This window comes from Enterobacter sp. UPMP701 (assembly GCF_053709515.1).
Map to the genome: position 1 here is coordinate 108062 of NZ_JBSKJN010000003.1, position 12330 is coordinate 120391.

The window sequence follows — 12330 nt, forward strand, 5'->3', positions numbered from 1 at the left end:
ATGGTCATTATCTATACTTACCTCTTTGCAGTTTTTCAGGAGGTGAGTATGACCAGAGTAGCGATTGTAACGGCATCGGATTCCGGGATTGGTAAAACCACGGCGCTGATGCTGGCAGAGCGTGGGTTTGATATCGGCGTCACCTGGCATTCCGATGAAAAAGGGGCGCTGGAAACCTGCCGGGAAGTCGAAGCCCGGGGGCAGCGCGCAGAGGCTATCCATCTTGATTTAAGCACGCTCCCGGAAGGTGCCGACGCTATTGAAACGCTGATTGCGCGTTTCGGTCGGCTGGACGTTCTGGTTAACAATGCCGGAGCGATGACCAAAGCGCCCTTCCTTGAGATGCCTTTTGACGACTGGCGAAACATCTTCACCGTCGACGTTGACGGCGCATTTCTCTGCTCGCAGATTGCCGCCCGGCAGATGGTGAAGCAGGGGGAAGGGGGGCGGATTGTGAACATTACCTCGGTACATGAGCACACGCCGCTGCCGGAAGCCAGCGCCTATACCGCCGCGAAACATGCGCTCGGCGGCTTAACCAAATCGATGGCGATGGAGCTGGTTAAGCACAAGATTCTGGTGAACGCCGTTGCACCGGGTGCCATTGCCACGCCAATGAACGATATGGACGACAGCGAAGTGAAGGAAGGTTCAATGCCGGAAATCCCGCTGGCAAGGCCGGGCCACACCAAAGAAATCGCCAGCCTGGTGGCGTGGCTGTGCGACAGCGACGCCAGCTATACGACAGGACAATCGTTCATCGTCGACGGGGGTTTTATGCTGGCGAACCCGCAGTTTAAGCCGGAAGGGTAAGTTTCCCCTCACCCCAAAGGAGAGAGGGTGTATCTAGTTCCCTCTCCCCTTTGGGGAGAGGGGTAGGGTGAGGGGGAGTAGACCGCACTCACTCTTCATCTCGCCTCTTTTCCCGTTGCCGCATCCACAGCCTGACCCCGATCACCGCCACAACCACCAGAATCAGCCACGCCCAGTGCTTCAGGTGTTGGTCAAGGTTATGCAGCCACGGGCCAATCACCTCACCGCCCACGTAACCAAGCGTCGTGAAGATCAGCGCCCAGGCTATCGCGCCAAGAATATTCAGCGGCAGGAAAATTTTTGGCGGCAGGCGACTGGCGCCAATCAGTATCGGCCCGATAATCCTGAAGCCGTACATAAAGCGGGTACCGATGACGAACAGATAAGGATGGCGCTGGATCAGACGCTGCGCGCGGTTGATTTTCTTTTTGTGTTTAGCGAAACGCTTTAGCAGCGTCGGGCCAAAGCGCAGCCCCAGAAAGTAGAGCAGCTGGTCGCCAATCATACCGCCCAGCGCGACCGCGGCGACAACCAGCGGGAATTTCAGTAAGCCCTGATGCGCGGCGACGCCGCCTAACAGCGTGATGGTTTCCCCTTCTGCCACGCTGCCGATGACCAGCGCGGCATACCCATAGTGTTCAATTAGCGCGTTAATATCCATTGCGTAAAGATTATCTCCCTCTGCGTACCTCGTTTAATCATATACCCCCTGCATCAACCGTGCGGCAATCAACGGAAATTTCCCACTGTACATAAAATAATCTAAAGCCTGCATTATACTTAAGGTATCGCTGACGGGCCGACAACAAGGGGGCGCTATGAACCATGTCTGGGGACTTTTCTCCCATCCCGATCGTGAAATGCATGTCATTAAAAGTGAGAACGAAACGGTCTCGCATCATTACACGCACCACGTGCTGCTGATGGCCGCGGTACCCGTAATATGCGCGTTTATTGGCACAACACAAATCGGCTGGAACTTCGGTGACGGTACCGTGGTTCAGCTCTCCTGGTTTACCGGGCTTTATATGGCCATTCTTTTTTATGGCCTCATGCTGGCGGGGGTGGCGGTCATGGGGCGCGTCATTCACTGGATGGCGCGTAACTACCCGCAGCGCCCATCACTGGCACACTGTATGGTCTTTGCCGGATACGTCGCGACCCCGCTGTTCTTAAGCGGTATTGTTGCGCTCTATCCACTGGTCTGGCTGTGCGCGCTGATCGGTACTGTTGCGCTCTTTTACACCGGTTATCTGCTGTATCTGGGCGTTCCTACCTTCCTGAATATCAATAAAGAAGAGGGCCTGAGCTTCTCCAGCTCCACGCTTGCCATTGGGGTGCTGGTACTGGAGGCGTTACTGGCGCTGACGGTTATTCTTTGGGGTTATGGATACCGTCTCTTCTAAGCTCACTGCATTGCTGGCGTAAATGCCAGCAATGCAGCATTTCTTCACGATTATCCACTGGCGACAAAGCACGGTGACCGCTATGATGCCGAAGCCAGCCTGTGTTTATCCGTCGACGCAGGCGGTGTACGTCATAACGTGCGTGAATAATTATCAGAAGTCTCACCATGCTGAAATTCCGAGTCTCATTACTTAGCCTGGCGCTGTTGCTGGGCGCGTCCGCTGCCGTGCCAGCCGTCGCCAAAACGCCCGCGGTGACCTCCGCTGCTGCCCAGCCGCAAATTGCGTCCGGTAGCGCGATGATTGTTGATCTCAACACCAATAAGGTCATTTACGCCAGTCACCCGGACCTGGTGCGCCCGATTGCTTCCATAACCAAATTAATGACCGCGATGGTCGTGCTTGATGCACATCTGCCGCTGGACGAAAAACTGAAAGTCGATATCAGCCACACGCCGGAAATGAAAGGGATTTACTCTCGCGTGCGCCTGAACAGTGAAATCAGCCGTAAAGATATGCTGCTGCTGGCGCTGATGTCGTCCGAAAACCGTGCGGCGGCCAGCCTGGCGCACCACTATCCTGGCGGCTACGACGCGTTTATCCGCGCGATGAACGCGAAAGCCAAAGCGCTGGGGATGACCAATACCCGCTATGTGGAGCCGACCGGGCTGTCGATTCATAACGTCTCCACGGCGCGTGACCTGACGAAGATGCTGATCGCCACGAAGCAATATCCGCTGCTCGGTCAGCTCAGCACCACGCGCGAGGACATGGCAACATTCTCGAATCCGTCGTACACGCTGCCGTTCCGCAATACTAACCATCTGGTATACCGTGATAACTGGAATATTCAGTTAACCAAAACCGGCTTTACCAATGCGGCAGGCCACTGTCTGGTGATGCGTACCGTGTTCAACGGTAAGCCGGTGGCGCTGGTGGTGATGGATGCCTTTGGCAAATATACCCACTTTGCGGATGCCAGCCGTCTGCGCACCTGGATTGAAACAGGAAAAGTGCAGCCCGTTCCGGCCGCGGCATTGACGTATAAAAAGCAGAAAGCGGAACAGATGGCGACGGCGCAGAACGACTGAGTCGTTTGTGCGCGCTGATGCCCTCACTCCGATCCTCTCCCACAGGGAGAGGGAGAAAACACTAAAAACGGTAACCCAGGTTACCGTTTTGCTTTTATTCCGGCAGCGTCCAGTCCCCGTCGTTGAGCGGGCGCTGCATTATCACCGTATCCCGCCAGTCGCCTTTCTTATACCCCACGCTACGCAATTGGCCGACAATCTCGAAGCCATGTTTTTTATGCAGCCGTAACGAGCCGGAATTATTATTGCCATCTCCCACAACGGCGATCATCTGCCGCCACGGGCCCTGCTCGCAGCGTGCGATCAGCGCGTTCATTAATGCGGTGCCAAAACCGCGTCCGGTGATGCTGGCATCCACGTAAATCGACTCTTCCAGGGTATAGCGATAGGCCTGGCGCGGTCGGTAAGGGGTGGCGTAACAATAGCCCACCACGATGCCGCGATAGAGTGCGATAAGCCACGGTAAACCGTTTTCGGCCACGTTTTTCATACGCTGACGCATTTCATCGATGGTGGGGGGAACTTCTTCGAATGACGCGCGGCCGTGAAGCACATGCCAGGCATAGATGGCGGCGATGGCATGCACATCATCGGGAAGGGCGTCGCGCACTTCCAGCTCGGTTTCGGATAAAACATCAACAGCCGACATGATGTGTCTGCTCCTCATCGTAACATGCCGGAGAAACGTTTCTCCGGCGACAGAAAGCTACTCTAGTACGATTAAGGAGCGCTAAACAATCTCTCAAATTTGGCTGTAGGAATTAATCAGACGTTTGCGTTATGGGCTGCTCCGTGTCTGCACTCTCTTTCCAGTATTTCTTCCGCGTTGTTTTGCCGATGCCGGGGTTCATGCTGTTTGTAGGGTCATTCTCGCGATAAAACTGCTTAAGTGCGTCAGGGGCTTTATAAAGATGCCCGACGTTGTGTTCCGCAGGATATTGTGCGCCACGCTCGCGCAGCAGGGCGAGCATCTGCTCCTTCAGTTCGTGCGCATCAACGCCTTTTTTGACGATGTAGTCCTGATGGAAGACGTAGCACATAAAGTGACCGTAATAGAGCTTATGCACCAGCTTGCTGTCGATCTCCGGCGGCAGATGCTCAAACCACTCGGTATCGTTGCGTCGCAGGGCGATATCCAGCGCCAGAATATCCTCCACCTCTTCGGAATGTACCGCCTGGTAACGGATAGCGGCGCCCGCCGCGGCGAAGCGGTGCAGGAACGCTTTGCTGCCTTCTTCCGGCGTACAGGCAAAGAAATCGCCTTCGGCGGTTTTGAAGAACTCGGTAAGCCAGCTCTGCGCTTCAGCAATCCCGTCCCCGGCCATTTTCAGCAGCAGGTGATGTTCATACTTATCGCGCCAGATTTTCATTCGCTCCGGCAGATGGGCCGGGAAAACGTTGCCCAGCTTCTGCATAAAGCGGTCGGTAAAGTGGGGTTTGAACAGCGACACTTTTTCCAGCATCGCGTCGGTGCGCCCCTTCATGGTGAAGAAGAACGGCATTTTATCGGTGCCGAGCTTGTCGATCATCAGGAAGGTATCTTTCCCGTAGCGCTCGGCGATGTCGTAAATATCCCGGTGCATATATTCGCCCGCCACCGGCAGGTGGGTGAACTCGCCCAGAATATGGCGACGAATTTCGGTCAGAACTCCGGGCTGGTTGGTGCCAATGTAAAACACCTGCTGTTTTTTCTCTGCCGGGAAGGTGTCAAGACGCACGGCAAAAACGGCCAGCTTGCCCGCGCAGCCGGAGGATTCAAACAGGCGGTCCGGGTCGGCGTTATAGCGCGCCGGGGTGTCAGCGTCGATATCCCGCACGCGGGTGATGTAATCGTGATCGTGCGCGTGACGCCCATCGTGCTGAACGTCTTCGTCCTTCACGCGATCGTCGTCAAGCTTGCTGAGGATCTGCTCGGGCGTCACGCCCAGATCGATACCCAGATGGTTCACCAGCGTCAGCTTGCCGTTTTCGTCGATGCGGGCAAACAGCGACATCTCGGTGTAGGCCGGTCCGCGCTGTACCAGCGAGCCGCCGGAGTTATTACAGATCCCACCAACCACTGAGGCACCAATGCAGGAGGAGCCGATCACCGAGTGCGGCTCGCGGCCCAGCGGCTTAAGCGCTTTTTCCAGCGAGTAGAGCGTGGTGCCCGGGAACGCGAGCACCTGCTCGCCTTTGTCCAGCAGGTGCAGCTTATCGAGGCGCAGGGTGCTGATAATCACGATGTCGCGATCGTAATCGTTGCCGTTCGGCGTGGAGCCTTCGGTCAGGCCGGTATTGGCGGCCTGCATTAAAATAATCTTGTCGGCGGCGACGCAGGCGCTCAGCACGCGCCACAGTTCCAGCAGCGTGCCGGGAAAGACCACCGCCAGCGCCTCGCCCTGGCCGGAGCGGAAGCCCTTACGGTAGCGGGCAGTTTTGGCCGGGTCGGTAAGCAGGTGAGAGGAGCCAACCAGGCGCGACAGTTCGTTAATAAAAGTTTTGTTATCGTCAGTTCGAACAGAAGTCATCTTCCACTCCTTGTGGTGGGGCAAATTTCTCGCTGTAAAGCATAGCGCGATTCACTGTTCAGCGGTCGGGTATTCACGAGAAAAATCAGAGAATAACCCTGCAACGTTCAGAGGGTTTGTGGCACACTGCGCTTTTCGCACGGTCTGGCCGGGTGCTTCCCACGGTTATTGATGAGAGAGAATAACAACATGAAATGGCTATGTTCTGTAGGTGTTGCCGTCAGCCTGGCGCTGCAACCTGCGATGGCAGAGGATTTGTTTGGTAATCACCCGCTCACGCCTGAAGCCCGCGACGCGTTTGTCACGGAGTTGCTTAAGAAGATGACGGTCGATGAGAAGATCGGCCAGCTGCGTCTGATCAGCGTCGGTCCGGATAACCCGAAAGAGGCCATCCGCGAGATGATCAAAGACGGGCAGGTCGGGGCCATCTTTAATACCGTTACCCGCCAGGATATCCGCAAAATGCAGGATCAGGTGATGGAACTTAGCCGCCTGAAAATCCCGCTGTTCTTCGCCTATGACGTGGTGCATGGCCAGCGTACCGTCTTCCCGATCAGCCTCGGCTTAGCCTCCTCGTTTAACCTCGACGCGGTGAAAACTGTAGGGCGTGTTTCTGCCTATGAAGCGGCGGATGACGGCCTGAATATGACCTGGGCGCCGATGGTCGACGTCTCGCGCGACCCGCGCTGGGGCCGCGCCTCGGAAGGCTTCGGTGAAGATACCTTTTTAACGGCCACGATGGGCAAAACCATGGTGGAAGCGATGCAGGGCAAAAGCCCGGCGGATCGCTACTCGGTGATGACCAGCGTTAAACACTTCGCGGCCTATGGCGCAGTGGAAGGCGGTAAAGAGTACAACACCGTCGACATGAGTCCGCAGCGCCTGTTCAACGATTACATGCCGCCGTACAAGGCTGGTCTGGACGCGGGCAGCGGCGCAGTGATGGTGGCGCTGAACTCGCTGAACGGTACGCCTGCGACATCCGATTCCTGGTTGCTGAAAGACGTGCTGCGCGACCAGTGGGGCTTTAAGGGCATCACCGTTTCCGACCACGGCGCGATTAAGGAGCTGATCAAACACGGCACCGCCTCCGACCCGGAAGACGCGGTGCGCGTGGCGCTCAAGTCCGGCATCAACATGAGCATGAGCGACGAGTACTACAGCAAATACCTGCCGGGGCTGGTGAAGAGCGGCAAGGTCACGATGGCGGAGCTGGACGATGCCGCGCGCCACGTGCTGAACGTCAAATATGACATGGGTCTGTTTAACGATCCGTACAGCCACCTGGGGCCGAAAGATTCAGACCCGGCGGACACCAACGCCGAAAGCCGCCTGCACCGCAAAGAAGCGCGTGACGTGGCGCGCGAAAGCCTGGTGCTGCTGAAGAACCGTCTCGACACGCTGCCGCTGAAAAAATCCGGCACCATCGCCGTGGTGGGCCCGCTGGCTGACAGCAAGCGCGACGTGATGGGCAGCTGGTCTGCCGCGGGCGTGGCCGATCAGTCCGTGACCGTGCTGACCGGCATTAAGAGCGCCGTCGGTGAAAACGCCAAAGTGGTGTACGCCAAAGGGGCGAACGTCACCAACGATAAAGACATCGTCACCTTCCTCAACCAGTATGAGGAAGCGGTGAAGGTCGATCCACGCACGCCGAAGGAGATGATCGACGAAGCGGTCAACGCGGCGAAGCAGTCTGACGTCGTTGTTGCGGTCGTGGGGGAAGCGCAGGGTATGGCGCACGAAGCCTCCAGCCGCACCGATATCACCATTCCGCAGAGCCAGCGCGATCTGATCGCCGCCCTGAAAGCGACCGGCAAACCGCTGGTGCTGGTGCTGATGAACGGTCGTCCGCTGGCGCTGGTGAAAGAGGACCAGCAGGCTGACGCCATTCTGGAAACCTGGTTCGCCGGTACCGAAGGCGGTAACGCCATCGCCGACGTGCTGTTTGGTGATTACAACCCGTCAGGCAAGCTGCCGATGTCCTTCCCGCGCTCCGTCGGGCAGATCCCGGTCTACTACAGCCACCTGAACACCGGTCGTCCGTACAACGCCGACAAACCGAATAAGTACACGTCTCGTTACTTCGACGAAGCTAACGGCCCGCTGTATCCGTTTGGTTACGGCCTGAGCTACACCACCTTCAAGGTGTCTGACGTGAAAATGTCGGCGCCGAGCCTGAAGCGTGACGGCAAGATCACCGCCAGCGTTGAGGTGACCAACACCGGCAAGCGCGAAGGGGCAACGGTGATTCAGATGTACGTGCAGGATGTCACCGCGTCGATGAGCCGCCCTGTGAAGCAGCTGCGGGGCTTTGAGAAGGTCAATCTTAAGCCTGGTGAAACCCAAACCATCAGCTTCCCGATTGACGTGGACGCGCTGAAGTTCTGGAACCAGCAGATGAAATATGATGCGGAACCGGGCAAGTTTAACGTCTTTATCGGGGTAGATTCCGCCCGCGTGAATAAGGGCGAGTTCGAGCTTCTGTAACCTTTCCCTCCTTTGCATCCCCCGATTTCCGGGGGATGCGTCTTACCTTATGCTAAAAAGGCATTTTGCCGGGTAAATCCGTCGTTTTAAGCTACGCTTTTCTCTCAAGCCTCTGAAAAAGGCGATAAAAAAATGAGGACAGCGGAATGACGATTAAAACGGGGATGGCAGTTTCTGCAGCGCTACTCGCGGCGCTAAGCCTGCCGCTACAGGCGGCGGAGCCGGTAAAAGTGGGCTCAAAGATCGATACCGAAGGCGCGCTGCTCGGCAATATTATTTTGCAGGTGCTGGAAAGCCACGGCGTGAAAACCGTCAATAAAGTTCAGCTGGGCACCACGCCCGTCGTGCGCGGCGCGATTACCTCCGGCGAGCTGGATATCTATCCGGAATACACCGGCAATGGCGCATTCTTCTTTAAAGAAGAGAACGATCCGGCATGGAAAAATGCCAAAGCTGGCTATGAAAAAGTCAAAAAACTCGACGCGGAACAGAACAAGCTGGTCTGGCTGACCCCGGCTCCGGCCAATAATACCTGGACTATCGCCGTGCGTAAGGACGTGGCGGAAAAAGGTAAGCTCACCTCGCTTGCGGATCTCAGCCGCTATCTGAAAGAGAAGGGCGACTTCAAGCTCGCGGCGTCCGCGGAGTTTATCGAGCGTCCTGATGCGCTTCCGGCATTCGAAAAAGCGTACGACTTCAAACTCGACCAGGCGCAGCTGCTCTCTCTGGCGGGCGGGGATACGGCGGTCACCATCAAAGCGGCGGCGCAGCAAACCTCCGGCGTTAACGCGGCGATGGCCTACGGCACCGACGGCCCGGTCGCGGCGCTGGGCCTGCAAACCCTGACCGATCCAAAAGGCGTCCAGCCGATTTACGCCCCGACCCCGGTCGTGCGTGAGGCAGTGCTGAAAGCCTATCCGGATATAGCGGAATGGCTCAAACCGGTCTTCGAAAAGCTGGATGAAAAAACGCTGCAACAGCTGAATGCCAGCATTGCCGTCGAGGGGCTGGATGCCAAAAAAGTGGCCGCCGACTTCCTGAAACAACAAGGGCTTGCGAAGTAACGGGAAAGGGCTGTGCCAATAAAATGTCATAACCGCGTACTGCTGCTGTTGGCCTGCGTGGCCATCGCGGCGGTCGCGTTACCGTTTGTGAACGTCGCGCCTAACCGCCTGATGTCGGGGGAGGGGCGCGCGCTGTGGCAAATCTGGCCGTTCATGCCGTGGTGCCTGACGGCCGCGCTGGCAGTGTGGCTTGCGCTAGCGTTCTGGCAAGGGCGCACGGCGCAGTGGCTGACGCTGCTGCTCTCGGAAGGGCTCTTCATCGTGCTGTTCTGGAGCGCGGGGCTGGCGGCAACGCACATGGCCTCGGCGGAAAGCCCGCTGGCGCGAACCACGATTGGCAGCGGCCTGTGGCTGTGGCTGGCGCTGTGTTTGCTGGCCAGCAGCGATGCCATTCGTCGCCTCATTACCAGCGCCGTCTGGCGCTGGGTGCTCAATGCGCAGATCTGGTGTATTCCCTTGCTCCTGTTGTTCAGCGGCGAACTGAACAATCTCTCGCTGTTAAAAGAGTATGCCAACCGTCAGGAGGTGTTTGATGATGCGCTGGCGCAACATCTGACAATCCTCTTTGGCACGTTGATCCCGGCGCTGCTGATCGGGATACCGCTCGGTATGTGGTGCTATCGCCATCCTTCACGTCAGGGCGGTATTTTTGCCGTGCTCAACGTTATCCAGACCATTCCCTCCGTTGCGTTGTTTGGCCTGTTGATTGCGCCGCTGGCCGGGCTGGTAAAGTCGTTTCCCGCGCTGGGCGCGGCAGGTATCGCCGGAACGGGATTAACGCCCGCGCTGATTGCGCTGGTGCTGTATGCGCTGCTGCCGCTGGTGCGCGGCGTGGTCGCAGGGTTAAGTCAGGTCGCGCCGGATGTGCTGGAAAGCGCCCATGCGATGGGGATGAGCGCGCGACAGTGTTTCTGGAAGATACAGCTCCCGCTGGCGCTGCCTCTGCTGCTGCGTAGTCTGCGGGTGGTGGCGGTCCAGACCGTCGGCATGGCGGTGATTGCGGCGCTGATTGGTGCGGGCGGCTTTGGCGCGCTGGTGTTCCAGGGGCTGCTGAGCAGCGCCCTCGATCTGGTGTTGTTGGGTGTCGTTCCCACCATTGCGCTGGCGGTTGTCGTCGACGCGCTGTTTGCCTTATGGCTCGCGCTGCTCAGGAGAAGAGCCAATGATTGAATTTCACGATGTCAGTAAAACCTTTGCCGGCCGCCCGGCGGCGAGCCATCTTAACCTGAACTTTGCCGAGGGGGCGTTTTCCGTGCTGATTGGCACCTCGGGCTCGGGCAAATCTACCACGCTGAAGATGATCAACCGGCTGGTGGAGCATGACAGCGGGTTAATTCGCTTTGCCGGAGAGGAGATCCGCAGCCTGCCGGTGCTGGAGCTGCGCCGCCGGATGGGCTATGCCATTCAGTCTATCGGCCTGTTTCCGCACTGGACGGTGGCACAGAACATCGCCACCGTGCTGCAACTGGAGAAATGGTCCCGGGCTAAAATCGCTGACCGCGTTGATGAACTGATGTCTCTGCTGGGGCTGGAGCCCGCGCTGCGCGACCGCTATCCGCACCAGCTCTCCGGGGGCCAGCAGCAACGTGTGGGGGTGGCGCGCGCGCTGGCGGCTAACCCGCAGGTGCTGCTGATGGATGAACCTTTCGGCGCGCTGGATCCGGTTACGCGCGGGGCGCTGCAGGCGGAGATGACCCGCATTCATCGCATTCTTGGTCGAACGATTGTCCTTGTGACGCACGATATCGATGAAGCCCTGCGCCTGGCCGACCATCTGGTGTTGATGGATCATGGCGAAGTGGTGCAGCAGGGTTCGCCGCTCGCGTTGCTGACGCGTCCGAAGAACGACTTTGTGCGCGAGTTTTTTGGCCGCAGCGAGCTGGGCGTCAGGCTGCTCTCCCTGCGGACGGTCGGCGATTATATGCGCAGACAGGATACGTCGCTCGCCGGGGAGCCGCTCCAGGCGCAGATGAGCCTGCGGGATGCCCTCTCCGCGTTTGTCGCGCGCCAGTGTGAGATACTGCCCGTTTCGGATGACCGGGGGACGCCGTGCGGGACCTTACATTTTCGCGATCTGCTGGTCGGGGAGGTGACGCGTGAAGGCACTGCGTGATCCGCTCCTCTGGCTGGTAGCGCTCTTTGTCGCCTTACTGTTTCTGATGCCCCACAGTGCGGCGCTGTTTAATACCCTTTTTCCCGGGCTGCCGCGGCCGGTGTATCAGCAGGAGAGCTTTATTAATCTTGCCCTGGCGCACCTGTGGCTGGTGGCACTCTCAAGCGTCATCGCGGTTGTGTTGGGGGTAGGGGCAGGCATCGCGGTCACGCGGCCTGCGGGCAAAGAGTTTCGTCCGCTGGTGGAGACGATTGCGGCCATTGGTCAGACTTTTCCCCCGGTGGCGGTGCTGGCGATTGCGGTGCCGGTAATGGGATTTGGTCAGCAGCCCGCGATTATTGCGCTGATTTTATACGGCGTGTTGCCCATTCTGCAGGGTACGCTGGCGGGTCTCGCGGCGGTACCGGCGTCAGTTTTAAGCGTGGCAGAAGGGATGGGGATGAGTCGCTGGCAGCGGCTGCGCAAAGTCGAGCTGCCGCTTGCAGCACCGGTTATCATTGCCGGGATCCGCACGTCGGTGATTATCAACATCGGGACGGCGACCATTGCGTCTACGGTCGGTGCCAATACGCTGGGAACGCCGATCATCATCGGCTTAAGCGGGTTTAATACGGCTTATATTGTGCAGGGGGCGGTGCTGGTCGCGCTGGCGGCCATTGTCGTCGATCGCGTTTTTGAGCGGCTGGCGTTGTACCTCAGCCGACACCGCCACGAACAATAAACGAGTACCCTGCAAGCATTACGCCGCCGATACCGCTCACGGCCATCAGGACAAAAAGGGTAATAATGGCCAGTTTGGTTGCCTTCATCATGTGCTCCTGTTGTTAACGGAACAATTATACGGTG

Annotated in this window: 12 protein-coding genes; 8 read left to right on the forward strand and 4 right to left on the reverse strand. The window is 58.0% G+C overall.

Annotated features, from left to right (window positions below; all coding sequences use genetic code 11):
• Nucleotides 1-48 precede the first annotated feature (48 nt).
• Nucleotides 49-813: an SDR family oxidoreductase gene (locus ACWKXT_RS09165; protein WP_454528517.1), complete on the forward strand. Its 765-nt coding sequence runs from the start codon at nucleotides 49-51 to the stop codon at nucleotides 811-813.
• 88 nt (nucleotides 814-901) lie between these two features.
• Here ACWKXT_RS09165 and ACWKXT_RS09170 read toward each other — a convergent pair whose 3' ends face one another.
• Complete coding sequence (locus ACWKXT_RS09170; RefSeq protein WP_454532253.1) at nucleotides 902-1474, reverse strand: DedA family protein; 573 nt, start codon at nucleotides 1472-1474, stop codon at nucleotides 902-904.
• 157 nt (nucleotides 1475-1631) lie between these two features.
• Here ACWKXT_RS09170 and ACWKXT_RS09175 point away from each other — a divergent pair, with 157 nt between their 5' ends.
• Together ACWKXT_RS09175 and pbpG are read left to right on the forward strand one after the other, a co-directional pair.
• A complete protein-coding gene (locus ACWKXT_RS09175) occupies nucleotides 1632-2219 on the forward strand; it encodes a Yip1 family protein (protein ID WP_080328622.1) in 588 nt (195 codons plus the stop codon).
• Between the two features lie 167 nt (nucleotides 2220-2386).
• Nucleotides 2387-3310: a D-alanyl-D-alanine endopeptidase gene (gene pbpG / locus ACWKXT_RS09180; RefSeq protein WP_454528519.1), complete on the forward strand. Its 924-nt coding sequence runs from the start codon at nucleotides 2387-2389 to the stop codon at nucleotides 3308-3310.
• Nucleotides 3311-3404: 94 nt separating this feature from the next.
• Here the strand turns inward: pbpG and ACWKXT_RS09185 are convergent, their stop codons facing one another.
• Entirely contained in the window at nucleotides 3405-3959 is a 555-nt protein-coding gene (locus ACWKXT_RS09185) for an N-acetyltransferase family protein (RefSeq protein ID WP_454528520.1), read from the reverse strand.
• A 112-nt stretch (nucleotides 3960-4071) separates the two neighbouring features.
• Entirely contained in the window at nucleotides 4072-5820 is a 1749-nt protein-coding gene (dld, locus tag ACWKXT_RS09190) for a D-lactate dehydrogenase (RefSeq protein ID WP_454532254.1), read from the reverse strand.
• A 189-nt stretch (nucleotides 5821-6009) separates the two neighbouring features.
• Between dld and bglX the strand changes: the two genes are divergently transcribed.
• The 5 genes from bglX to ACWKXT_RS09215 all read left to right on the forward strand — a co-directional run bounded on the left by bglX (nucleotide 6010) and on the right by ACWKXT_RS09215 (nucleotide 12205).
• Complete coding sequence (gene bglX / locus ACWKXT_RS09195; RefSeq protein WP_454532255.1) at nucleotides 6010-8307, forward strand: beta-glucosidase BglX; 2298 nt, start codon at nucleotides 6010-6012, stop codon at nucleotides 8305-8307.
• A 146-nt stretch (nucleotides 8308-8453) separates the two neighbouring features.
• Nucleotides 8454-9371, forward strand: a complete 918-nt coding sequence (osmF, locus tag ACWKXT_RS09200; RefSeq protein ID WP_454528523.1) for a glycine betaine ABC transporter substrate-binding protein OsmF — start codon at nucleotides 8454-8456, stop codon at nucleotides 9369-9371.
• 12 nt (nucleotides 9372-9383) lie between these two features.
• The gene (locus tag ACWKXT_RS09205) at nucleotides 9384-10541 is read left to right on the forward strand and encodes an ABC transporter permease (protein WP_454528524.1); all 1158 of its coding nucleotides are present in this window, start codon (nucleotides 9384-9386) and stop codon (nucleotides 10539-10541) included.
• Nucleotides 10534-11484 (forward strand): ABC transporter ATP-binding protein, encoded by a 951-nt coding sequence (locus ACWKXT_RS09210; protein ID WP_454532256.1) that lies wholly within the window; start codon nucleotides 10534-10536, stop codon nucleotides 11482-11484. Before ACWKXT_RS09205 ends, ACWKXT_RS09210 begins: the two co-directional genes overlap by 8 nt.
• Nucleotides 11468-12205: an ABC transporter permease gene (locus ACWKXT_RS09215; protein ID WP_454528526.1), complete on the forward strand. Its 738-nt coding sequence runs from the start codon at nucleotides 11468-11470 to the stop codon at nucleotides 12203-12205. The genes ACWKXT_RS09210 and ACWKXT_RS09215 overlap by 17 nt, the downstream gene beginning before the upstream one ends.
• On the opposite strand, the gene ACWKXT_RS09220 is transcribed toward ACWKXT_RS09215, so the two are convergent.
• On the reverse strand, nucleotides 12180-12293 hold the full coding sequence (locus ACWKXT_RS09220; protein ID WP_008500895.1) for a protein YohO: 114 nt from the start codon (nucleotides 12291-12293) through the stop codon (nucleotides 12180-12182). The two genes, ACWKXT_RS09215 and ACWKXT_RS09220, sit on opposite strands and share 26 nt — an antisense overlap.
• Nucleotides 12294-12330: the final 37 nt, after the last annotated feature.

Coding starts and splice junctions, on each gene's coding strand:
- ACWKXT_RS09165 (WP_454528517.1), top strand. CDS start 49: ATGACCAGAGTAGCGATTGTAACGGCATCGGATTCCGGGATTGGTAAA.
- ACWKXT_RS09170 (WP_454532253.1), bottom strand. CDS start 1,474: ATGGATATTAACGCGCTAATTGAACACTATGGGTATGCCGCGCTGGTC.
- ACWKXT_RS09175 (WP_080328622.1), top strand. CDS start 1,632: ATGAACCATGTCTGGGGACTTTTCTCCCATCCCGATCGTGAAATGCAT.
- pbpG (WP_454528519.1), top strand. CDS start 2,387: ATGCTGAAATTCCGAGTCTCATTACTTAGCCTGGCGCTGTTGCTGGGC.
- ACWKXT_RS09185 (WP_454528520.1), bottom strand. CDS start 3,959: ATGTCGGCTGTTGATGTTTTATCCGAAACCGAGCTGGAAGTGCGCGAC.
- dld (WP_454532254.1), bottom strand. CDS start 5,820: ATGACTTCTGTTCGAACTGACGATAACAAAACTTTTATTAACGAACTG.
- bglX (WP_454532255.1), top strand. CDS start 6,010: ATGAAATGGCTATGTTCTGTAGGTGTTGCCGTCAGCCTGGCGCTGCAA.
- osmF (WP_454528523.1), top strand. CDS start 8,454: ATGACGATTAAAACGGGGATGGCAGTTTCTGCAGCGCTACTCGCGGCG.
- ACWKXT_RS09210 (WP_454532256.1), top strand. CDS start 10,534: ATGATTGAATTTCACGATGTCAGTAAAACCTTTGCCGGCCGCCCGGCG.
- ACWKXT_RS09220 (WP_008500895.1), bottom strand. CDS start 12,293: ATGAAGGCAACCAAACTGGCCATTATTACCCTTTTTGTCCTGATGGCC.